Here is a 22,371-nt window from a genome sequence, read left to right as displayed (position 1 = left end):
ATGAAGAGATATCTTTTGTTGGTACCGGCTTTGATCTTTCTTTTTATTTTCTTTGTACTACCACTTTTGGCAGTACTTGCAGAGAGTGTCTACCAGCCCGGCAAGGGCTGGGTTTTTGGTAAGTACTTGCAGTTCTTCACACAGCGTGTCTCGAGGGTTGCCTATTTTCGCAGTCTTTGGATGGGACTCTTGGTTGTAGCGGCATCGGTTGCGATAGGATATCCAGCGGCAACGGCAATTGTGAATGTCAAGAGTGATTCATTAAAAAGCCTTCTTTTGACATTGGTTGTCTTTCCACAGATGACCAACCCTGTTGCAAGGACCTTCTCGTGGCTCGCTGTACTGGGCAGAGAGGGTATGGTGAACAATCTCTTGACTTCACTGAAAATCACCAGCGAGCCAGTTAGACTATTGTACACACCGGGTGCAGTTTTCTTGGGGCTTCTTCAACTCTTTCTCCCACTGATGATAATCTCTTTGACCAGCGCACTGGAGAATATGCCAAAAGATGTTCCGTTGGCTGCGAAAAGCTTGGGCGCGAGTGGTTTTCATCTTTTTACGAAGATCTATCTGCCTTTGACGAGCGAGGGCATCGTGAGTGGATGCACACTGGTCTTCACTGGTTGCATCACTGCTTATGTGACTCCGGCAGTCTTGGGTGGTAGTCGCGTTTTAATGTTGAGCACTTTACTCTTTCAGAAAGCCTCTGTGACATTGGATTGGAACATGGCAACTGTAATAGCCGTTGTGATGTTTTTAACGACGCTTGCCGTCAACTACGGTTCAAGGATTGTGACCAAGGCTGGTGTTAAGAAATGAAAACAAATAAGTGGTTGATTTTCATGCTATTTGTTGCGCTTTTGATCCTGCTTGGACCGTTCTTGGTGATCTTCTTTGCGTCATTCGAGCCAACATCGACTTTGAGATTCCCAACAACGGGTTTCACACTCTTTTGGTTCAAGAAGGTCATCGCGATGCCCATGTTTCAAAAAAGTTTCATACTGAGTTTGAGGCTGGCAATGCTCTCTTCACTGCTGGCGCTTCTATTTGGAGTACCTGTGGGGTATGTGACGGCAAGATACGACTTCAGAATGAAGGCTTTTGTCGAACTCGTAACAACGCTTCCTGTGATAATACCTGGTATGGTTGCAGGTCTTGCTTTGCTCAGATTTTTTGTACTGCTCAATATTTTTAAGATTGAAACAACACTGCTCATAGGTCATACGGCGATTGTCTTACCTTACGTTGTGAGATCGACTATTTCAAGTCTTGTGAACTTCCCAGTCTCAATAGAAGAGGCTGCAAGGAGTTTAGGTGCAACACCACTGAGAAATTTCTTTCTGATCGTTCTGCCAAACATAAGAGTTGGCATAGTTTCAGCTTTTATTTTGACCTTTATCACTTCTTTCAACAACGTTCCTATCTCTCTTTTTCTCACAGGTCCGGGTGTAAGCACATTACCGATCGTTATGATGACCTACATGGAGTACTACTACAACCCAAGCATAGCAGCTCTGTCAACACTATTGATTGGTGCGACTCTTGCTGTGGTTTTGCTGGCACAGAAAGCCTTTGGCATCTCGAAACTCTTGTGAGGGGATGAAGATGAGTTTTCTACAATTGGTTGATATCAGCGTAGGTTACCAAAAAGACACAGCTGTTCTGAAGAATTTTAATCTTTCGGTCGAAAAAGGGCAGTTCCTCTCGCTGCTTGGTCCTTCTGGATGTGGTAAGACTACGACTCTAAGATTGATCGCAGGTTTCCTAACACCGACTGAAGGCAAAATCATCGTCAACAAAGCTGATTACACACATTTACCGGCGCACAAGAGAAAGATGGGTATAGTTTTTCAAAATTATGCACTCTTTCCGCATATGAACGTTTTTCAAAACATTGCCTTTGGTTTGAAGATGAGAAAACTTGAAAGAACTGAGATCGAAAGGCGAGTCAAGCGCGCGATCGCGATGGTTGGGTTGCAGGGTTTGGAAGACAGACTCCCAGCCCAGCTCTCTGGCGGGCAGCAACAAAGGGTTGGTATCGCTCGCGCTATTGTCATAGAACCAGATCTCTTACTCATGGATGAACCTCTTTCTAATCTCGATGCCAATCTGAGACTGGAAATGCGCAACGAGATAAGACGCATTCAACAAGAGTTAGGTATCACTACGGTCTATGTAACTCACGATCAATCTGAGGCTATCGCCTTGTCAGATAGAGTGGCTGTGATGAACCAAGGAAAGATAGAACAACTCGATAGCCCCCAGGAGATCTTTTTCAACCCGAAGAGCAAGTTCGTCGCCAGATTCATGGGTTTTCAGGAAATCGCCTCCGGTGTTGTCAAGAAGGTCTTTGAGAACCATGCATTTGTGCTCGTTCAAGGCAGGCTAATTCGCGCAAGATTTACCACTAAGCTTGAAGTCGAAGATAATGTGACCTTGATGGCAAGATCGAGAAAGATAGGAATAGAAACACAAGATGGCGAGAACAGACTGCCTGGCATCATTACCGCAAAGCTCTTTCAGGGAGAAAATCTTGCCGTCATGGTTTCAGTCGAAGACAAGCAGTTTGTTGTTGAAGTGAGTGAAGAAAAAGCTTTTTCAGATACTAACCGGGTCTTTGTTCACATTGCATCCGATCATCTGATTGCTCTGAAGGAGGAATGATTGTGGATCTACAAAAACACATACGCTGTAAGCCAGGAGACGTGGGTGAGTATGTCTTGGTACCTGGTGATGAAGCGCGCGCAGAAAAGATTGCCCAAAGACTTGAAAAGGCTCAGCTGATCTCCAAGAACCGTGCTTATCATGTTTACACTGGAACTGTTAATGGTGTGAAGGTGAGCGTTTGCTCCACTGGTATTGGAGGACCTTCGGCATCGATTGCGATTGAAGAATTGATAAGAGTTGGTGCAAAGACCTTTATAAGGGTGGGCTCTGCGGGCTCACGTCAACCAGAGATGCCCATTGGGTCTCTTGTTGTGGCAACTGCTGCTTATCGCGGGGAAGGTACCTCACACGCTTACGCACCAGCACCTTTTCCTGCTGTTGCGGACATCGATGTAACTCTGAGCATTATAGAAGCTTTTAAAGAACTTGGTTATCCATTCTATCACGGCATCGTCTATACACGCGATGCTTATTACGTCCAAGATGAATCTTTAAACAGATTTCTCACAGATTGTGGAATCGTTGCTTCAGAGCAAGAATGTGCAATTCTCTTCATCCTGGGGAGTATGAGGCGCGTTAGAACCGGAGCAATCTTGGCGACTGATTCCAACATATGGCTCAAACCACAACCAACCTTGGAGGAAAAAGAGAGATTGTTCAGAGTGGCAGAGCAAAAGGCAATAGACGTTGCGATAAGGGCAGTCCAGATATTGATCGAGGAGGATAAGAGTTGCAGAGAAAGATCTTCAAAGATGGTTTAATCGTCGATGTTTGCAGACAGAGGATCTTCAAGGGATGGTTCTCAGTCTTAGGTGGAAGATTTGAATTGGTTGAGGAAGATGACATAACAACAAACGAACCCTGCGAGATTATCGATCTGGGCGGCAAGTACGTTGTGCCTGGTTTGATAGATGCACACATGCACGTAGAAAGCAGTCTTGTGAACTGCAGAAGTTTTGCAAGAGCCGCCCTCAGAGAGGGTACTGTTGCTGTTCTTCAAGATCCACACGAGATGGCAAATGTCTTTGGAAGATTGGGAGTTCAATTCATGATAGAAGATGCAGAAAGACAGCCACTGAGCTTCTACTGTGCCATCCCAAGCTGTGTACCAACCACGCGGAAAAACTTAGAAACGGCGAATGCGGTGATTGAACCAGAAGATGTTGAAGAACTCGCAAGATATAAAAATGTAATAGCTCTCGGAGAGGTCATGGACTATCGAGGACTTTTGAACGGCGATGAAAAGCTTTTGAAGATACTTCAGGTGGCAAAAGAAAAGAATTTGTTGATCGAGGGACATTGTCCAACCCTCTCTGGTGAAGAACTTTCAAAGTACATCTTTCTGGGTGTAGGCTCAGACCACACATTGATGAACAAGAAGAAGATTGCCGAAGAACTCTCAAAAGGTATGTGTGTGATGATGCAAGAAAAATCCCTGAGTGAAGAGAATATCACAGCAATAATGAGCTTGCCAGACAGATCACGTGTGCTCTTGGTCACAGACGATGTGCCACCAACGAAGTTAGTCGATGGGCACCTAAACAAAGTGGTCGTGGAGGCGGTGAGAAATGGTTGGGATAAGCTTGACGCCATTGCCTCAGCAACGATAAGGGCTGCAAGCTATCTTCGTTTGAAAGATCTTGGTGCCATTTCCCCGGGCAAGAGAGCAAGCTTCTTTTTGTGTGAGGATCTCGAAAGCTTACAACCAACAGAGATCTACTGCGATGGGGTGCCCTTTTCTCAGTTGAGATTCCAAGCTGTGAAGAGTTACCTTGAGAAGTTTTTCATCTCAAAGCTTCTTTCAGAAGAAGATTTCAAATTGACAGATGTTGACGATGGTGTGAGAAAGCTGAATGTGGTTGTTATGAATCAAAACAATACCTTTACCGATCTTGTGAAAGAAGAGGTTAAGATAAAGAGTGGTTTTGCTTTGGGCAATTATGTAAACGTCGGTGTTTTTCACAGAAAAACATTGAAAGGACACGTGGGTTTGTTGAAAGGACTTGGTATGCAAAAAGGAGCTTTTGCCTCAAGTTTTGCCCACGATTCACACAACTTACTCGTCGTAGGTAAGTGCAGCTGGTGCATGAAAAGAGCAGTTGAAGAACTCTTCAAGATGGGCGGTGGCATGGTTTACTGCGATCGAGACAATCTTGTAAGGTTGCCACTCGAGATAGGTGGAATCATAAGCGATAGAGAGGTTGAAGATGTTGCAAAAGATCTTACGAAGATCGAAGAACTGCTCAAAGAGAGCGGTGCGAGCCACAAAAACCTTCTTACTTTTCTAACTGTTCTTTCTCTCACGGTCAGTCCTCGCTACAAGTTTTCAGACCTTGGCATTGTAGATGTCGAGTCTTGCAGACTTCTCAGGAACCTTTGATCAACAGTCTTGCTATTCTTTCCTGCGGCGCTGGATGTGTGTAGTACCATACCTTGTATAACGGCAATGGGTTTGGATTTGAAAGATTTCCTTTGATCAGTCTTTTCAGTGCACTTATCATCGGAATTGGGCTTTCAAGCAGCTGAGCGGAGTATCTGTCTGCTTCAAACTCCATTTTTCTTGATATGTAGTTTAAGACAGGCTGCAAGAGATAGTGTACGAAGGAAACGAACAAGAGTGAGTACAAAAAGACGGTGTGAGGCTCTTGGATCTGAAAAGTTCTTGTTTGCAATAGGTATTGGTACACAGCATTTGCCAAGTACAACATAACAGTTGCGTAGATAGAAAACAGTAGAATGTCCTTCTGAATGTGTTTTTTCACATGGTGCCCAAGTTCATGCCCGACGATTGCAAGGATTTCATCCTCAGGGTAATTCAAGACTGTGTCGTAAAGCACCAGTCTGCGTGATCTTCCAATACCAGTGAGGTATGCATTTTGCTTTTTGGTTCTTTTTGAGGCGTTCACCTTGTAGATATTGGGAATCTTTATATCTGTCTTTACAAGCAGTTTTCTGATTTCATTTTCGAGTTCTTCGTCTTCGAGTTTGGAGAACTTATAGAACAGAGGTGCTATCAAAATGGGCTGGATGAACCAGAAGAACAAGAGAAGACAAAAGGCAAGAATCGATCCTTGCCACCACCAAATCTGGCGACTCAAAAGCCTTAACAGAACGAATACAGCCAGCAAGCCAAAGCCAATGAAAAGCATGATTGTCAAGATCTGATCTAAAACGAAGGTTTTCTTGCTGCTCGTGTTGAACCCGTACTTGGCTTCAATCACAAAGGTTGAATAGATCTTGAAGATCAAGTTCAGCAAGTAGAATATCAAACCAGTTGTACCAAAAAAGAACAGCGCTTGTAAGAAAGGCGAGTATTTAGAAAAGAACACTTCAAGATGCGTAAACCCGTGTAAAACCAAATAGAGCACGACGAAAAATTGGGTTGCTTCTGCGATAATCTTGAGAGTGACTTTTTCTTTCAGATATCTTTTGGATCTGTCGAAATCTGATTGGTCAAAGCAATCTTTCAGCAACTCAGGAATTTCACTGCTGTTTGTTGAATGGAAAAGGTTCACAACTTCAAGCAGTATTTCCCAGAGTACTCTTGAAAGAAGTAAACTCAGAAAGATCCATTTGAACATCTTCAAACCTCCGATATGCCTCCTATAGCCTTTATCTTAGGTCTAAAAGGCTGGCTGAGCACTACAAGAACGGTAAACTTTCGATCTCATGGTTCTAAAAGGGCAAATACTTTCATAGCGCCCCTCACGGCAAGAACCTTCTTTCTTTGTTAAGTACGAACGTTGCTTTCAGTCTGATATCTTTAGAAGAAGCCCCCACCCTTACTTCATACTCACCTTTTTCTAAGACCCATTCCTCTTTATCGAAACTGGCAAGATCTCTCAATGGGACTTCGATGAGAATTTCTTCGCGATCTTGTGGGTTCAAGAGCTTCGTCTTGTGGAAGGCTTTGAGTTCCTGTAAGGGTTTGCCGATCTTACCCTTTGGTGATTTTACGTAAACTTGCGAAATCTCTTTCCCTGATCTTTCACCTATGTTCGTGATCGAGTAGGAAATCTTGACCGATTCACCGTCGAGAGAGACTTTCAAATCGCTGTACTGGAACTTCGTGTAAAAAAGACCGTATCCAAATTCGTAAGCTGGCTCTACTCCGAAGGTGTCGTAGTATCTGTAGCCGATATAAATATCTTCTTCGTAGATCACCGTATCTGGATTGTCTTTTGGTTCTCCTGGAAAATTCCAAGAAGGTACATCTGAATAATCTTTCGGGAAGGTAGTGGGTAGTTTTCCAGATGGATTAACCTCTCCAGTCAGAAGATCGGCAGCGATTCTACCGGTCTCTTGACCTGCTTGCCATATTAAAAGAATTCCATCTACAAAATCGCGCCAACTTATCATTTCGATCGGGCTGCCGATGTTCAGCAACACGACGACCTTCTTTCCGGCTTTGTGGAACTCTTCAGCGATCTTTTGAATGAGTTTCAATTCATCATCGGAGAGGTAGAAATCTCCTTTGACTGCTTTTCTGTCGTCTCCTTCCCCTGAGATTCTGCTGATCACGATGACTGCAAGATCATTCCTCTGAGCGAGTTTCTTGATTTCTTGCTCGGAGAGAAAATCTTCTGAAAGTTTTGGATACACCAAAAATCCCCATGGATGCTGAACTGGTTTGTAATCTTCTGTTTCTCTCATTCTCTTGATGTAGTTTTCGTACGAAGCGGCGAGTTCTTCGTCTACCTTCAAACCCAGCTTTCTCATAGCTTCAAGGATAAAGATCGTGTACCTTGGGTGTGTGTCTCCACTTCCGGTTCCACCTTTTATGGTCTCTATCTGTCCTGTCCCAAAGACGGCGATCTTTGCACCTTTATCGATAGGCAGGACTTTTTCGTTCTTCAAAAGTACGGCTCCTTCCACGCCGGCTTTGTAAGCGATCTTAGCGTGAGCCTCAAGATCAGGTGTGTTCGAGTACTTGTAGTTTTGGAAGGAGGGAGAATTCACAAGCACCTTCAAAATGTTTCTCACGCACTCGTTCAAAACTTCCTCGCTGAGTTTCCCTTCTTTCACAGCCTCGGTGATCTCACCTATCTCGTCTTTTCTGAAAGGATTCACCTGATTCACCTTGCCAGGCATGATGAGATCGTTTCCTGCTTTGAGTTGCTCGACCGGATCAATACCAGCGTACCAGTCTGTCATTACGAAACCCTCAAAGCCCCATTCTTCTCTCAGAACCTTCGTCAAGAGCCATCTGTTTTGGGAGCAGTAAGTTCCGTTCAATTTGTTGTAAGCGCTCATAATGGTCCAAGGTTTTGACTTTTTCACAGCAATCTCAAAACCTCTAAGGTATATCTCTCTCAAGGCTCTCTCAGAGACGATCGTGTCTACACTCATCCTATTTGTCTCTTGGTTATTAGCCGCGAAGTGTTTTGGGCACGCACCGACTCTCTGTGATTGGACACCTTTCACGAAAGCAGCAGCCATCTCTCCAGAGAGTAGGGGATCTTCAGAATAGTACTCGAAATTTCTTCCGCACAGGGGATTTCTGTGAATGTTCATCGCAGGTGCCAAGAGGATGTCCACACCGTACTCTCTGACCTCCTCACCCATCGCCTTACCGACTTCTTCCAAAAGCTCTCTGTTCCAAGTAGACGCGAGCATGACTGCAACAGGAAACGCTGTTACGTAGTAAGTGTTCTTATCGTTTTCACGCACCGGATTTATGCGTAAGCCTGCTGGACCATCTGCAAGTATGGCACTTTGTAAACCCAAACGTGGTACAGGATGAGTTTCACCTGCCACTCCAGCCACTCTCGATTGAGGATTTGAGAGTAAGCCCGGCATCCCCACACCAACAACAATCTTTATCTTTTCCTCCAGAGTGAGTTTTGAAAGGATCTCATCTACGTTTATCATCTTCATCCCTCCTCTTTCGTTCTCTCAAAATGAAAAAGATCAAAAAGAAGACCGTGAAAGCCATTAAGCCAAGGTTTATGTAGAATTCCACAGGCTTTGTGCCTCGCCAAATGTAATATGTTAAAACTAAAAACTCAAGTACCAAAGCCCAAGCAAAAATAACTAAAAGGGAGCGTACAAACATATCATAAATCCTCCAATTTACTGTACAACTTTGGAATGCTTTCTACCAAAAGTTTTGAGTACTCATGCGTTGGTTCAAGCACTACTTTGTCTGGATGCCCCCTCTCCACGATCTTGCCGTCTTTCATGACAAAGATATTGTCGGACACGTAATAGGCAAGTCCAAGATCGTGGGTTATGAAGATGATTGATGTTCCCTGTTCTTCTCTCAGTTCCTCGAGCAGTTGAATGATTCCTCCTCTGCAGGAAGCATCTATCATGGAGGTTGGTTCATCTGCCACTATCAAAAGAGGTCTTAAGATCCAGCATCTTGCTATCATGATTCTCTGTTTTTGACCACCCGATATCTGGTGAGGATATTTTCCAAGGATATCTTTTGGATCTATTCCCACTTTGACAAGGGATTCTTTTATCAGTTCGAGTGCTTCTTTCTTGTTAGAGATCTTTTTTTCCAACAGTCTCACCGCTTGCCACAGAGTTCTTTCCACCGGGTAAAATGGGTTGTAACTTGCGAAGGGATCTTGAAAGACTGCATGTACCTTTCTGCGAAACTCTTTGATCGCTTCATGGTCTTTTAGATCTTTCCAGATGTCTTTGCCTTCGAAGAGTATCCTTCCTTTGGTAGGAGGAATGAGCCTGAGTATCATCTTAGCGGTGGTGGTTTTGCCAGAGCCACTCTCGCCAACAAGGGATACGATTTCTCTTTCTTCTATCTTGAAAGACAGATTTTTCACTGCTTCTATATATTTTCTCGAGAAAAATCCTAAGGAGAATATTTTCGTAAGATCCTCAACGATGAGTCTGCTCATAGTTTTCCCTCCGAGTACAGAAAGCACGCTACTTTTCTGCCTTCTTCGATTTCTTCCAAGGGTGGTTCTTTCTCCTTGCAAATCTCCATCACGTGAGGACACCTTGGATGGAATCTGCATCCACCCGGTGGGTTTATGAGATTTGGTGGTGTACCAGGTATCACACTGATCTCTCTTTTTCTGATCTCAGGTTCAGGGGTCAACACCGAGTTGAACAAACCTTGTGCGTATGGATGAAGCGGTCTCACCAACATTCTCTCCATATCGGAGAACTCAACTATCTTCCCTGCGTACATCACGATCATTCTGTCTGCAATCTGCCTAATCGTAGCAATATCGTGTGTTATGAAAACGATACTTCTCACTACACTCATCTTCTTAAGCTGCATCAAGACTTTGAGAAAAACCTTTTGATTGACCACATCGAGCGCAGAGGTTGGTTCATCTGCTATTAACAGTTTTGGATTCAAAATGGTCGCTATGGCTATCACCGCCCTTTGCCTCATTCCTCCACTGAGTTCAAAAGGATATCTTCGCAGCCAAAGTGGATCCAACCCAACTTCATTAAATCTTTCCTTTGCCTTCTCTAAAAGATCTCGAACATCAATTTCATGTGATTGTGCAAGGTGTTCAATGTACTTCGACATTCTGATCGTCGGCATCAAAGCATTCATGGCACTCTGTGGTACCATCGTTATCTGTGTTCCCCAAAACCTCTTTTTCACTTCTTCTCTTGGCAGAGATGAGATTTGCTCGAATTTCCCATTGATTTTGAAAAGTACCTTTCCTTCAACTAAGGTGAGAGGTTTCAACATATTCATAAAGATGAGATTTGAAAGAGTAGTTTTACCACAACCAGATTCACCAACAACACCAACGACTTCATCTTCGAATATTTCAAAGGAGACATCATCGACAGCTCTGACTGAAGCTTTTTCCAGTTTATAATAAGCCTTTGCATTTTCTACTTTAAGCAGTACTTCTTTCATTCTTTATTCCTCCCTCAATCGCGGGTTGAACACCTCATCCATTGTTGTGCTGATTACCATCAGCGATGCTGTTAATGCAACGATGGCAACTCCTGGTGGAATGAACCACCACCACAGTCCTCTTCTAACAGCTTCCATGAGCACTGCCCACTGCAACATCAGTCCCAAGGAAATACCTCGAGTTGGACCAAGTCCTATCAAACTCAACCCAGCTTCACCCATTATTCCTCCATTTATGAAAAGCACGAAGGACATGAAAGCATAGGTGGCGATCGTTGGGAGGAGATCTTCTATCACGAGTCTTATGTCTGAATAGCCAGCCATGATCGAAAGGTAAACATATTCTCTGGACATAACACTCATCAATTGAGCCCTGATTGCTCTCGCAAACCAAGGCCATTGGAAGAGTCCCAAAATGACAGCCACGATCTCCATACTTCTTATTCTCAAATAGCTTGCGATGAGTATGGCGATCAGAATTGATGGTGTTGTCAAAACGATGTTTGTCATAGCCATAAGTGTATCGTCAACTATGCCTCTTTTCACTGCAGACAAACTGCCGACCACTGTCCCGATGATCAACGAAATAATAGCAGCGAGAAAACCAATGTACAGTGAAGATCTAATACCGTGAAAAAGTTGTGCCAAAACATCTCTGCCGTAGGTGTCCGTACCCAACAGATGCTTAGCTGAAGGTGGCTGTTCGTAATCCCAGCTCATTTCTGAAGGATCAGTTTTATAGAAGATTGGTCCCAAGATACCTAACAATAAGAAGAAAAGAAATATGGAAATGCCGATAATGAATTTTCTATTCTTAAAAAGTGGTCTTATCATTATCGAGAACATAGTCATTCCTCCTGTCCCAGTCTTATTCTTGGGTCTATCAGCGCATACAGAAAGTCCACGATGAAATTTGCCAAATAGATCGAAGCAATGAGAATGACGAATATTCCTTGTATCATGGGATAATCAAGCGTTGTCAGTGCTTTGAAAAGCAGAAAACCCGTTCCTGGGTAGTTGAAAACAATCTCGGTAATCAAGGCACCTCCAAGAATTCCTCCCAAGCTCAAGGCAAGTCCCGTTATCTGGGGCAAGAGTGAATTTCTGAAGGCATATCTGAAGATTCTCTTGTCTTTCATGCCAGAGTATTCTGAAAACAATGCGTAATCGCTTCCAAGCTCATAGACAACCATCACTCTCATGCCAATAGCCCAGCCACCCATGGCAGAGATCACGATCGATGAGAAGGGCATCACATAGTGTTTCAAAGCATTCAAGAAAAATCCCCAACTCAGATTGGGTATGGTTCCCAAAGAGTACGCACCCTGAGTGGGAAGCCATCCAAGTCTCACACCGAACAAAAATATGAATATCATTCCAAGCCAATAGTAAGGTATCTGAGAAGCGACCAGGGAAGTCGTCAAAACACCTTTATCTATCCACGTATTTCTCTTGTAAGCAGCCAATGCCCCAAGGCTGTTACCGAGTATCCATGCAACCAGTGTGGCGGGCAGAAGGAGAAGCAACGTCCAGGGTATCACCGGAACAACAAGATCGATCACCTTTCGAGGGTAGTATGTTATAGAAGTTCCAAGATCACCCCGCAGCGCTTTCAAAACAAATGTTCCATATTGAACAAGTATGGGTTTGTCTACACCAAATTCTTTCATCAAAGTTCTTTCAGCAGCCCTTATCGTCTCTGGGTTTGCCTGAGCAACTCGAGAAAGATTCGAAAGAATCTGAGCAAGTGGGTTTCCCGGGATTGCTCTGGGAAGTATGAAAACTATAGTGGTCGCCACTATGTAAGTTACAAGAAGAAAGATAAAACGCCTTAGAAGAAATTTGAACAACGGTTTAGAAGTCATTTCACTTTTCACTCCTTGTAGGGATTTGTAAAACCCCGGTCCCCAAATGGGGACCGGGACCGATCACTTCGCCGCAGATTGAAGGTCTGAGAACACCTTTGAAGTGGGTATACCGAGTCCACCCTTGCTGGTGGTCTCTATCCATTTTGGAATGGGTTGTGGATTGTTCTTAGCAGAAATGGAGAACAGCGTTGGCAATGTGTCTGCATGCCATGGAGATGGTCTGAACCAGAATGGATTATCTTGATTGGGCCAGTTGATCCAGTACTTCGTTGAATATTCGTACCAGTGTGCAGTGAAGAATGCAGGAACACTTGGCATATCTCTGTAGATGATCTCTTGGATTCTAAAGTAAGCGTTCTTCCTAACCTCTGGATCGAGCGTCGAAACAGTCTTGTCCAAGAGTTCAGCGATTTCATCATTGTCGTATCTTTCCCAGTCTCCCGCCCAGGTCACTTCACCCACTGGTGCAGAAAGTCTCTTGTCGAGCACGAATCTGTAGATGTTGAACGGGTGGTCAAAGCTTGGACCAACACTCCAAGAGATGATCAGATCAAAGGTTCCTTTGGTCATTCTGTCTGCCCAGACTGAGTAATCTGGAAATTCTGTGACAACATCGATGCCTATGTTCTTCAAGTTCTTGGCGATCATCTCACACATCATCATCCAGTCTGTCCATCCGTAAGGAACCGATATAGTGTATGGACCAAGTTTCTTACCGTCTGAACCAACCCTGATTCCATCTTTTCCAAGTTTGTATCCTGCATCTTCGAGAATCTTCTTTGCTTTTTCAAGATCAAGCGGTATTCTTCCGTCGCTCGTACCCCAAGTCTTCTTGGCGAGATCGTAATTTATGTATTGTTTGTTGGGTTCAAAGAGATCTATCACCAACGAAGGATGTGCTTGGCTGCCGTAACCGAAATACGCCTTTACCAGCATCTCATCGTATGGTATTGCATGAGCGATAGCTTTTCTAACAGCAGGATCAGAGAGCCCTGGCTTGGTGTTGTTCACATAGACAAATCCAACACCGTCAGGCAGGTAGTAAGGTTTTTCCTTGTACCAAGTGCCGATGGGCAGCTTCCTCTTTTCCCAAAGTTCCCAAACACTCGGAATGAACAATCCAGCCCAGTCTACGTCTCCTTGCTCCACTGCCAAGCTTGCACTCGGATTGTCTTTGTAGATCACGTGTGCGATGTACTTAGGTCTCGGTAGTCCGAAGATGTCCTTACCCCACCAGTTGTCAATTCTCTGGTAGATCACGATATTTGGATCGTAGTAGTAGAGTTTGTAAGGACCTGAAACAACCTGCTCTGCAGGCACGTCGTTGATCCAGTCCTTGATAGCTCCTATCTCAAATTTTGAGTAGACATGCTTTGGCATCGGTTGAGCCCCGAGCGAGTAAGAGAGAAATTGGTAGTAGTTCAGTGCGTCCACTCTTGCTTTGAATTCGACAACCTTTGTTTCCACAGCCTTCACGTACTCGACGTAATTATCCCATCCAACACCTGGTCCTATGCTCAGTTTCTTCGACAGTTCCAAAGCGTACACAAAGTCTTCCGCTGTGATCGGTTGACCATCACTCCACTTTGCCTCAGCCCTGATGTGAATCCTCACGGTCTTGTCGTCGATGAATTCATATTTTTGTGCGATGAACGGAATCCATGCGTCTCTTCCAAGGTCGTACTGGAACGCAGGTATGAAGAGGAACTGGTCAGTACCCCAGGTGGATTGTGGTGCATAGAGGTTCCATGTCGTTGCCGGTCCCCAAAGAGCACCCGCGATGTACACCGTTTCTTCTCTTGGGATGGTTGCCTGCGCGATCAAAGAGATGGCTAAAGCCAAAACCAGAAACACAAACAATCGCCTCATAACAGCACCTCCCTATGGTTATGGTGAAGCCCCTATAGAGTTCTTAGAAAATCCTCAATGACCAAAATATTCCCTCCTACGAGAGATGGTGGAACTTCTTTGAAGATAGAATCTCTTATTAGAATCTCTGCCATTATTTCTTTTTGCATGTTCATCTCCAGCTCTCTCGTTATGTGTGAACCAAAGGTCTCGTATATATCGTTTATCAATCCTCCTAAGACGATAACGTCAGGGTTCAAAAGATAAATTATGTTTCTCAGAACAATCGCAACATGGTGCAGATAATCTTGCAGTACCTTTCTTACATCGTCTTGTCCACTGAACCAGAGACGCCTCAGGTGCTGGAATTTTTCACGAAGGGAGTTCTCTCCACTTCCAACCCAAATCCGTGCTTTGTCAACGAGCCTCACAACAGAAAGAAATCTTTCTACTTCGCTGTTGTTTCCATCCAATGTAACATGTCCTATTTCACCTGCAGCAGAGTTTTTTCCTCTGACGATGCTTCCGTTCACGGAAATTGCTCCACCTATTCCTTCCCCGAAGTAGAGAAAAAATGCAACTTTTGATCTCTTCACATCCCTTGAGAAAAACTGTTCAGCCATCAACGAAAGATTGGCATCGTTTTCCACGAAGACTTCTAACTTGAGATCTTCAAAGGTCTTTTTAAAATCTATGTTCTTCCATTTCAAATTTGGAGCGTAGATCAAGATCTTTTTTTCATAATTGACCATACCTGGTAGCGAAAAGACGACCTTTGTGATGTTTTCTCTAAAAGTGTGGTTCATCGCGATGTTTTCAAAAGATTTCATCACCTTTTCTTTGAATAGTTCAAAGCCGGAAGGTGTTGGAAATCTTTCAATGAGCTTCCATGATCCATCCAAAAAACCTACCGCAACAAGGGTTTCCAAGACTTCGACGTTGTATATCACTGAAGTGATGAAAGATCTTGCAGGAGCATATATAACGGGTTTTCTTCTCTTTCCAGTGGAAAAGCCTCTGTTTTCTATTAGACCATCGCTCGTGAGTTCGCCTATTATTCTCCATATTGCGCTCTGGGCAAGCTTTGTGTGTTGAGCAATCTCTACTCTGCTACTCTGTCCTTTTTCTACCAGGTACCTTAGAATCATTCTCTTGTTTTCTCTTTTCATAGACACAGGATTTAATTTGCTGTGCACCAAGAACGCCCCCAACATAAAATATCTTTCTCAGAAATAAATCATACATTACTGAAACTATCAGTTCAAGTTCAAATTACCAAAAATTTTACTGATAAAACAAGATTATTGACAATCAGGAAGCTATTATGTGGCGAAATCTCACTGTTTCTGTGAGAAACATAGATTTACACCATATTACAAAGAATTACAATTCTGGTGCATATGTGTATTCTGTTTATCAAAGATTTGACCAAAAGGGCTGTTTGCCAGAAATTCGAACACAGATGCGATGGGTTCTCTTTTCACATGACAGGTATTTCAGAATACCTGAGCTAAGATGGCCTTAATTTTCCCCTGTGCATCACATTCAATTCAACTTTTCATTTTTTTCTTGTTTTCATACATCAGTCGATCTGCTTTTTCGATCAGTTCCTCTATTAGAAGCTGATTTTCCGTGTGAACTTCGACAATTCCATACGCGGCAGTAACTATATCGTTCAATTCTTCGACTTTTTCGTTTATTCTCTGCATGATTTTTTCTGCATCTTTTGCGTTAGAACCAACGAGTAGCAGTATAAACTCGTCACCACCGAATCTGAAGACATAGTCTACGTTTGCCCGTGTGTTCGCCAGAAGGAGTTCGGAAAAATTAATCAGCAATTTGTCCCCTGCTTCGTGACCCTGCGCATCGTTGATCAATTTAAAGTTGTTCAAGTCCATGAAGACCAACGTCAGAGGAATGTCAAATCTTTTTGCTTTTGCATATTCTCTCGAGATAATGTCATTGAATGCCCTTCTGTTGTAGAGTTTGGTTAGTTCATCTCTAATCACCATTTCTTCTAACTTTCTCTTTAACTGTTCCAATTCTGTGTTTTTCTTAGAGAGTTCACGTTGAACATTGATAAGTTCGTTGTTGAGCTTAGCCATTTCATCCAGAAGCTGTAGATACAAATTCTCATTGCTTCTTCTATCTTGGAAGTACTTCTTCATAATGTCTCTGAGCTGGTTGATTTGTTCGTTGTCTATTCTGAGCAATTCTTCGTATATTCTGCTCAACTCAGTGAGCGCTTGAGTTACAATCAGCACAAAAACATCATCGTTACGCACCTTCACACCAGTCATCACGAACTCCGCAGGATAGTTGTTGATGAGAAGATTTATATCCCAGTTGACCTCGATTTCGTTCTTTCTCAGATCTGCCAGAAACTTGAAAAATCTTGTTAAGGAATTCGGCTCCACAACAGATGCTATCTTTCCATCTTTAATCAATGGGAAAAGCTCAAAATCGTCCGCAATGACGTTCAATAACAATCCTTCTGAGGTTATCGAAAATATGCTTTTTCTCACGATCATCACCCTGACAGTACAATTCGTTTAACCTCATCTACTTCCGATGCACATTCGTCTGCCTCAACAGCCCTGTAGATCGTCCTGTCTATAGAAAAGGGTCTTCCACCAACTATGATTTTCACACCTTTCAGATTCAGATCGCTTCTGATGATATTTATCATCTCCTTCAACGTGCCAAGGTGGTAGGTCACCGTAACTGAGAGTAATATAGCATGCGCTTTGTTCTGCTCTGCAAACTTTACAATACTCTCTGCTGGTGTGTTTGCACCCAGATAGTGCGTGTCGAAGCCTTCCATTTCCAGCAGATCGCAGATCATTCTTATACCTATCTCGTGTAGTTCACCACTTGCGCAAGCAGCCACTACAACCGGACCACCTTGGGACTTCTTGCTGAAAACATAAGGATACAATTGTGACATTATCAACTGAGTGGACGCAGTGAAGAAATGTTCGTGAGCTACAGTTATTTTTCCAAACTGCCAAAGCAGCCCCACCTTGTAAAGGGCTTCCCGAAAAATCCATATGTATATGTCTCTAACATCTGTTCCACTCGAGAGCAATTTTCTTATTAGATTCAGTGCCTCCACTCTTCTTCCATTAAGCAGATGATCAACGTATTCATCTACATAGCTCTTCAAAGGATTGACAGTGTCTTGTGTTGTCTCTATTTTCTGTAGCATCTGAATTCCAGATTCTAAATATTCTCTCGCCTTGTTTGCAACTTCTTTGCCAAGCACCGTGTCGATCGCTTCAACAATACAGTTCAAGCTGTCCACAAAGCTGTCGATTGAAACGCCTATGTTCAGAAACAAATCTCTCACCCATTTACAGTAATCCATGAAAAGTGGCTTCGAGTTGAGTGAGAGGGAGCTGAGCAGAAAAAGAGTGTGATACTCAAGATCTTGCCTACATTTTTCAACGCCTTTTTCAGAAAGATTGTGAAAGTACCGGGTGAAGTTGTTCTGTAGTTCAGTGAGAGCACGTTCAGATATTTCAGGGACGTATGAACCCCATTTGTTGAACAATATCACCTACCCCCCTATCAACAAATTTTTGCTGCCATATGTATTGGTACATAGACTCAGCGAATGTAAGATTCTTAATTGAAGATCTTCAACTGTATCATAACAGATATCTTCATCTTGCCAGATAACTCACAGAGAAGAAATCGAATGTGCTTTTGAAAGATTCAGTTTAACCTTACAGTCATTCTTCTGCGCAGGTTCTACTTTCACCACATCTGCTTTGAGCTGTCCACTTTAGATGTCTATAGAGGTTAACCCAACGTACCGTTGACCTTTTTTAGAAGATCTGGAATCTGCAGCTTCTGCGGACACTTACTCAAACATTGACCACACTCTGTGCAGAAGTTTGCTGACATTCTTTGACTTTTGTACCAGTTGTATTCCCCCTTCATTAGCTGTAAGTTTTCAAACATGATAGTCTCGTTGTACAGTCTGAAGTTGCCTGGAATGTTCACGCCGTGTGGGCAAGGCATGCAGTAACCACACTCTGTACAGTTGATCACCGCGAAGGATTCCAAACTGGTTCTCAGCTGTTCTATTAGTTCTAAATCAGTTTTTGAAAGATTGTTCGGTGTCATGCGATCTGCTATCTCGATGTTCTCTTTCACCTGTTCAAAGGTGCTCATTCCGCTCAGTATCACCGAAACCTGTGGAAAGTGTGAAAGCCATCTGAAACTCCATTCCACCGCAGACCAATTCTTTTCATTCTTTGAAAGAATCTTCATCGCCCTGTCTGGCAGCTTTGCAAGTTTTCCGCCCTTGAGTGGTTCCATTATCACGACGGCAAGACCTTTCGAAGAAGCATATTCTAAGCCCCTCAATCCTGCTTGGTAGTTTATGTCCATGTAGTTGAGCTGAATCTGGCAGAAGTCCCATTCATTGTATTCGTCTACGATTTTCTTGAAGGTGGGGTAACTGTCATGAAAGGAAAAACCAGCAAATCTGACCTTTCCACTTGTTTTGGCTTTGTCAAAAAAATCAAAGAATTTCAAAGACTTTATCTTTTCCCATCTTTCTTTGTTCAAGGCGTGCATGAGATACATGTCGATGTGATCGGTTTGAAGCTTTTCCAGTTGTTCATCGAGAAATCTTTCAAAGTCTTCGTGCTTCTCAACATGCCACACAGGAGATTTCGTTGCAAGAAAAACATTGTCTCGGTAACCGTCTTTCAACGCTTTGCCGACTAATACTTCACTCATTCCCCTGTGGTATGGATAAGCAGTGTCAACGTAGTTAACCCCGTGGTCTATTGAGTATCTGATCATTTCCACAGCCATCTCTTCATCGATCTGAGAATCATCGTTGTTCATCACAGGCAGTCTCATCGCACCAAAGCCCAGCACTGAGGTACTTATTTGGGTCTTTCCAAATTTTCTGTATTGCATTAACTCACCTCCCAGGACAGATCCGTCTTTGATTTTACCAAATTCAGCCAGTTAAGATGAACAATAATCTTTGTAAGAAAGCCCGTTGTGTGCAACTCATAGAAAACAAAAGCAGAATTTCTTAGAATCATTGCTCAGTTGTGAAAGATGGATGATAGCTCATTTATGAGGTATAAATTCTTGGCAATCTCTTGTTTTATTTCATTCTTGAGCAATACTAACATTTGAAGCTGCTTGTGCATGATAGAATAGACTTATCGACGTAGGATCACGGAAACAGAGGTGTATTTGTGAGAAGAGTCCTCAGCCTACAAAGACATGGGATCTTGAGGAGTTGGTCTGCAGGCTAACCCACACAGCTCTGGATGTTGGGCAGGATCGTTGAGACTTTTGGTCTATCATTTGAATTATTTTATCAAATGAAAAAGCAAATACTAAGCACCCGTTAGGAGGGAAACTGTGTGGTTGGCGGTTGCTTCGTCTAAGGAGGTTTCGGCAAGACCGGTAGGTGTTGTTCGATTGGGTAAGGAAATTGTGTTTTGGCGAGATACAACTGGGAAGTTAAACGCAGTAAAAGATCTGTGTGTACACAGGAAAGCCAGGCTCTCGGCTGGAGAAGTGGTGAACGGCAGGATTCAGTGTCCTTTTCATGGTTTTGAGTACGATGGGACAGGCAGAGTGAAACTCATACCTGCTTTGGGAAGAAACCACCAGGTTGAAGAGCGTTTTGCCATAGAGGCTTACACCGTCACCGAAAAAGCAGGAATGATATGGCTTTGGGTTGGAGAGAACAATCTGCAAGGTGAACCAAGGTTCTTCGACGATATTGATGAAAACTTTGCTTACGCAGAGTTTAAAGAGCTTTGGAGGGTTCCTTACCCAAGGGCGGTAGAGAATCAACTCGACGTCATGCACCTTCCCTTTATTCACAAAACAACCATAGGAAGAGGCAACAGAACACTCGTAAACGGTCCCGTTGTGAAGTGGATAGATGAGAATGAGTTTTTCTTCTATGTTTTCAACGAGATCGACAATGGACAAAAAGTTAAGAAACCTGAAGAACTAAACATTGATCTTTCGAGGGTCTATCTTGAGTTTATCTTCCCAAACACGTGGCAGAACCACATAACAAACTCTATAAGAGTTGTCGCTTTCTTTGTTCCTGTTGATGAATCAAAGACCATGATATACCTACGCTTTTATGTGCGTGCAACAAAGATAAAATGGCTTGACAAGCTAATCGCCACGACGGGTATGCCTTTCAACAAGAAAGTGCTGCACCAAGACAAAAGGGTTGTCGAAACACAAGAACACGACATAAGAAGAGACATGTTAGTACAAGGAGATCTTCCGATAACAGAATTCAGGAAAAGGTTCTTCAAAGAGAAGAACTTTGCTGAGTTTTTCTACGGTAGGTCATCGGTAACGAAGGAAAGATAGTTTCCGCCAGCTTTTTTCACTTTGTCCACGCAATACTCATAATGATGTTGAACAACTTATGGGAACCTGGAATTTGTAAACTTTGCTGAAAGTACGCCGAATCTTCTAACATTCAACAAGAAACTGCTCAGCGTGAAAATCGTGTCGCTGATAACAGTGTTTTTTCCACATTCTTAGCTCGCCGGTGTTCTTATGTGGTAATATCTGCAATTTTGAAGTTTTCTTTGCTCTGTGTCTCTTGGTTGTGTGAGGAAGTGTACTGAACAAAACTGGGCGAACTTTTTCGCTCGGTTTGCAATACAAAAGCCTCAGAAGACGAGTAAGTTGTCTCTGCAAGTAGGGCAAAGCTTTGTAGCGGCACTTCAGCAGAGAAGTTTCTTTAAATCAAAGCAGCCATGGAAAGAAAAAGTGTACGAAAAACCAGCCTACTACGAAGAAATCTGTGAATCTGTGGAGCAATATCCATTTCTTCTTTAAATACTTTCTGAGCAGATAGTAGACAGAGAGCAAAAGCACACCGGTCCAGAGCAACCAGCCGGTGTGCAGAGCTATTTGCCCGAGTACAAGATAACCATGTAATGCACCTGTGATTAACAGAGCAAAACCTGTAAATCGATGCAGCTTAGATCCAAAGATAAGAAACTTTTGGGCAGCTTTGTACCGTTTCAAAATTCTGCGCAGTGGAAAGAGTGAAAAATTGTAAAACAACAAGGCAACGCTTATCCAAGCAAATACTTTGTACATGTTCATTTTACCAACTCAAAACCAACTATATCGAAGGATTTCAATACATCTGAATCTGGGTGATCGTGAGTACAGCTGCCTTCAAGTTCGCATTCAAACTGAAAGGTGTAATCCCTACCAGGTAAAGCACTCTCTTCCAGATTAAGTTTTTCTCTCCAATCTGGTTTGTCTGTCACGTCATAAACGATGCTGCCAACCTTAATGAAGGCTTTGAAAAGATCTTTGCCAAAAGTCTTGAAAGTCTTTCCATCAAACTTCACGAGACTGTCTTCGGTGAAGACCAAGAGTCCTATAGCGTAGACTCTCGAAAGCATCGTTGTGTGGTTGGGCATCTGTAAGATTTCAAAAGTAAGTTCATTGCCCATAGGATAGTTGTAGTGAACGCCGTTTGAAACCCTCTTCGAATAGCTCATATCGTAAACGACACCAAAAACAGACGCATACGACTTTGCTCCGCTTCTGCCGTTGTATTTGGCGAGTTGCTCCGGTGTGAAGACGAGAACTCCATACGGCTTGACATTGCCAAGCTTTCTAACCCCGTGTGGAGAGTCTTTTAAAAGTTCATACGTGAGTTCTTCACCAGCGTTGTGCAGATTTCTGTGTTTACCACCAGACCACTGCTTCGAAGCAGAGACATCGTAGACAACCCCGTTTGCGGCAACGAGTGCAGGTTTATCCTTTCCTGTGAAGGTTGCCAGTTCATCGATAGTTATGGCAAGAACTCCAACAAAGTTCTGCTCAACCAGTAATTTCTGATCTACCTCTTTGCTCGTCAGGAATTTCTTCGGTGCACTTATTCTGTAGACGACTCCATCAACAGAAACAAACTCATCTGTCTGCAAAAGTTTTTGTAAACTTATCAGCGGGAACTCGCCTTTGAAACTATTAAGATCAAAGCTTGCAAGATCTAAGCCGAATATTGCGATCGCAAACAATGATAAGATAACCAGAAATGAAATTCTTGTCATAGATGCACCTCCTGAATTTTATTTTACAAGATGTGAACACGTCAGT

At 43.1% G+C, this 22,371-nt stretch carries 20 protein-coding genes; 6 read left to right on the top strand and 14 right to left on the bottom strand.

Annotated features, from left to right (window positions below):
* The 5 genes from ACSFC1_RS04245 to ACSFC1_RS04225 are packed head-to-tail and all read left to right on the top strand — an operon-like array spanning position 1 to position 5,047.
* Complete coding sequence (locus ACSFC1_RS04245) at positions 1-819, top strand: ABC transporter permease (RefSeq protein WP_435564880.1); 819 nt, start codon at positions 1-3, stop codon at positions 817-819.
* Entirely contained in the window at positions 816-1,595 is a 780-nt protein-coding gene (locus ACSFC1_RS04240) for an ABC transporter permease (RefSeq protein WP_435564879.1), read from the top strand. The genes ACSFC1_RS04245 and ACSFC1_RS04240 overlap by 4 nt, the downstream gene beginning before the upstream one ends.
* A gap of 10 nt (positions 1,596-1,605) precedes the next feature.
* Positions 1,606-2,664 (top strand): ABC transporter ATP-binding protein, encoded by a 1,059-nt coding sequence (locus tag ACSFC1_RS04235; RefSeq protein ID WP_435564878.1) that lies wholly within the window; start codon positions 1,606-1,608, stop codon positions 2,662-2,664.
* 2 nt (positions 2,665-2,666) lie between these two features.
* The gene (locus tag ACSFC1_RS04230; protein WP_435564877.1) at positions 2,667-3,428 is read left to right on the top strand and encodes a nucleoside phosphorylase; all 762 of its coding nucleotides are present in this window, start codon (positions 2,667-2,669) and stop codon (positions 3,426-3,428) included.
* On the top strand, positions 3,398-5,047 hold the full coding sequence (locus ACSFC1_RS04225) for an adenine deaminase C-terminal domain-containing protein (protein ID WP_435564876.1): 1,650 nt from the start codon (positions 3,398-3,400) through the stop codon (positions 5,045-5,047). Before ACSFC1_RS04230 ends, ACSFC1_RS04225 begins: the two co-directional genes overlap by 31 nt.
* Here ACSFC1_RS04225 and ACSFC1_RS04220 read toward each other — a convergent pair.
* The 12 genes from ACSFC1_RS04220 to ACSFC1_RS04165 form a co-directional block, all read right to left on the bottom strand.
* Complete coding sequence (locus ACSFC1_RS04220; RefSeq protein ID WP_435564875.1) at positions 5,034-6,248, bottom strand: M48 family metallopeptidase; 1,215 nt, start codon at positions 6,246-6,248, stop codon at positions 5,034-5,036. The genes ACSFC1_RS04225 and ACSFC1_RS04220 overlap by 14 nt on opposite strands.
* A 124-nt stretch (positions 6,249-6,372) precedes the next feature.
* Complete coding sequence (locus ACSFC1_RS04215) at positions 6,373-8,538, bottom strand: glycoside hydrolase family 3 C-terminal domain-containing protein (RefSeq protein WP_435564874.1); 2,166 nt, start codon at positions 8,536-8,538, stop codon at positions 6,373-6,375.
* Positions 8,522-8,722, bottom strand: coding sequence for a TM0026 family membrane protein (locus ACSFC1_RS04210; RefSeq protein ID WP_435564873.1), 201 nt, complete (start codon positions 8,720-8,722; stop codon positions 8,522-8,524). The genes ACSFC1_RS04215 and ACSFC1_RS04210 overlap by 17 nt, the downstream gene beginning before the upstream one ends.
* Position 8,723: 1 nt before the next feature.
* The gene (locus tag ACSFC1_RS04205; RefSeq protein ID WP_435564872.1) at positions 8,724-9,530 is read right to left on the bottom strand and encodes an ABC transporter ATP-binding protein; all 807 of its coding nucleotides are present in this window, start codon (positions 9,528-9,530) and stop codon (positions 8,724-8,726) included.
* Positions 9,527-10,519, bottom strand: a complete 993-nt coding sequence (locus ACSFC1_RS04200; protein WP_435564871.1) for an ABC transporter ATP-binding protein — start codon at positions 10,517-10,519, stop codon at positions 9,527-9,529. Before ACSFC1_RS04200 ends, ACSFC1_RS04205 begins: the two co-directional genes overlap by 4 nt.
* A 3-nt stretch (positions 10,520-10,522) precedes the next feature.
* Complete coding sequence (locus ACSFC1_RS04195; protein WP_435564870.1) at positions 10,523-11,365, bottom strand: ABC transporter permease; 843 nt, start codon at positions 11,363-11,365, stop codon at positions 10,523-10,525.
* 2 nt (positions 11,366-11,367) lie between these two features.
* A complete protein-coding gene (locus ACSFC1_RS04190; RefSeq protein ID WP_435564869.1) occupies positions 11,368-12,384 on the bottom strand; it encodes an ABC transporter permease in 1,017 nt (338 codons plus the stop codon).
* A gap of 63 nt (positions 12,385-12,447) precedes the next feature.
* Complete coding sequence (locus ACSFC1_RS04185; RefSeq protein WP_435564868.1) at positions 12,448-14,256, bottom strand: ABC transporter substrate-binding protein; 1,809 nt, start codon at positions 14,254-14,256, stop codon at positions 12,448-12,450.
* Positions 14,257-14,288: 32 nt separating this feature from the next.
* Positions 14,289-15,431 (bottom strand): ROK family transcriptional regulator, encoded by a 1,143-nt coding sequence (locus tag ACSFC1_RS04180; RefSeq protein WP_435564867.1) that lies wholly within the window; start codon positions 15,429-15,431, stop codon positions 14,289-14,291.
* 354 nt (positions 15,432-15,785) lie between these two features.
* A complete protein-coding gene (locus ACSFC1_RS04175) occupies positions 15,786-16,760 on the bottom strand; it encodes a GGDEF domain-containing protein (protein WP_435564866.1) in 975 nt (324 codons plus the stop codon).
* A 5-nt stretch (positions 16,761-16,765) separates the two neighbouring features.
* Positions 16,766-17,788 carry a cobalamin B12-binding domain-containing protein gene (locus tag ACSFC1_RS04170; RefSeq protein WP_435564865.1) on the bottom strand — a complete coding sequence of 341 codons (1,023 nt, stop codon included), beginning with the start codon at positions 17,786-17,788 and terminating at the stop codon, positions 16,766-16,768.
* 251 nt (positions 17,789-18,039) lie between these two features.
* On the bottom strand, positions 18,040-19,173 hold the full coding sequence (locus tag ACSFC1_RS04165) for an aldo/keto reductase (RefSeq protein WP_435564864.1): 1,134 nt from the start codon (positions 19,171-19,173) through the stop codon (positions 18,040-18,042).
* A gap of 459 nt (positions 19,174-19,632) precedes the next feature.
* On the opposite strand from ACSFC1_RS04165, the gene ACSFC1_RS04160 reads away from it, so the two are divergent.
* On the top strand, positions 19,633-20,613 hold the full coding sequence (locus tag ACSFC1_RS04160) for a Rieske 2Fe-2S domain-containing protein (RefSeq protein WP_435564863.1): 981 nt from the start codon (positions 19,633-19,635) through the stop codon (positions 20,611-20,613).
* Between the two features lie 384 nt (positions 20,614-20,997).
* Here ACSFC1_RS04160 and ACSFC1_RS04155 read toward each other — a convergent pair whose 3' ends face one another.
* Positions 20,998-21,363, bottom strand: coding sequence for a hypothetical protein (locus ACSFC1_RS04155; protein ID WP_435564862.1), 366 nt, complete (start codon positions 21,361-21,363; stop codon positions 20,998-21,000).
* Positions 21,360-22,325 carry a cytochrome b5 domain-containing protein gene (locus tag ACSFC1_RS04150; protein ID WP_435564861.1) on the bottom strand — a complete coding sequence of 322 codons (966 nt, stop codon included), beginning with the start codon at positions 22,323-22,325 and terminating at the stop codon, positions 21,360-21,362. Before ACSFC1_RS04150 ends, ACSFC1_RS04155 begins: the two co-directional genes overlap by 4 nt.
* Positions 22,326-22,371: the final 46 nt, after the last annotated feature.

The organism is Pseudothermotoga sp. U03pept (genome assembly GCF_051235805.1).
Lineage (GTDB): Bacteria > Thermotogota > Thermotogae > Thermotogales > DSM-5069 > Pseudothermotoga_B.
Note: the sequence above shows the minus strand (reverse complement) of the source record. Positions and strands in the feature narration are given on the sequence as shown.

Excerpts from the sequence above, each read along its gene's own strand:
- ACSFC1_RS04185 (WP_435564868.1), bottom strand. The coding sequence starts at position 14,256 with ATGAGGCGATTGTTTGTGTTTCTGGTTTTGGCTTTAGCCATCTCTTTG.
- ACSFC1_RS04215 (WP_435564874.1), bottom strand. The coding sequence starts at position 8,538 with ATGATAAACGTAGATGAGATCCTTTCAAAACTCACTCTGGAGGAAAAG.
- ACSFC1_RS04220 (WP_435564875.1), bottom strand. The coding sequence starts at position 6,248 with ATGTTCAAATGGATCTTTCTGAGTTTACTTCTTTCAAGAGTACTCTGG.
- ACSFC1_RS04210 (WP_435564873.1), bottom strand. The coding sequence starts at position 8,722 with ATGTTTGTACGCTCCCTTTTAGTTATTTTTGCTTGGGCTTTGGTACTT.
- ACSFC1_RS04240 (WP_435564879.1), top strand. The coding sequence starts at position 816 with ATGAAAACAAATAAGTGGTTGATTTTCATGCTATTTGTTGCGCTTTTG.
- ACSFC1_RS04155 (WP_435564862.1), bottom strand. The coding sequence starts at position 21,363 with ATGAACATGTACAAAGTATTTGCTTGGATAAGCGTTGCCTTGTTGTTT.
- ACSFC1_RS04150 (WP_435564861.1), bottom strand. The coding sequence starts at position 22,325 with ATGACAAGAATTTCATTTCTGGTTATCTTATCATTGTTTGCGATCGCA.
- ACSFC1_RS04245 (WP_435564880.1), top strand. The coding sequence starts at position 1 with ATGAAGAGATATCTTTTGTTGGTACCGGCTTTGATCTTTCTTTTTATT.
- ACSFC1_RS04195 (WP_435564870.1), bottom strand. The coding sequence starts at position 11,365 with ATGTTCTCGATAATGATAAGACCACTTTTTAAGAATAGAAAATTCATT.
- ACSFC1_RS04235 (WP_435564878.1), top strand. The coding sequence starts at position 1,606 with ATGAGTTTTCTACAATTGGTTGATATCAGCGTAGGTTACCAAAAAGAC.
- ACSFC1_RS04190 (WP_435564869.1), bottom strand. The coding sequence starts at position 12,384 with ATGACTTCTAAACCGTTGTTCAAATTTCTTCTAAGGCGTTTTATCTTT.
- ACSFC1_RS04165 (WP_435564864.1), bottom strand. The coding sequence starts at position 19,173 with ATGCAATACAGAAAATTTGGAAAGACCCAAATAAGTACCTCAGTGCTG.
- ACSFC1_RS04200 (WP_435564871.1), bottom strand. The coding sequence starts at position 10,519 with ATGAAAGAAGTACTGCTTAAAGTAGAAAATGCAAAGGCTTATTATAAA.
- ACSFC1_RS04205 (WP_435564872.1), bottom strand. The coding sequence starts at position 9,530 with ATGAGCAGACTCATCGTTGAGGATCTTACGAAAATATTCTCCTTAGGA.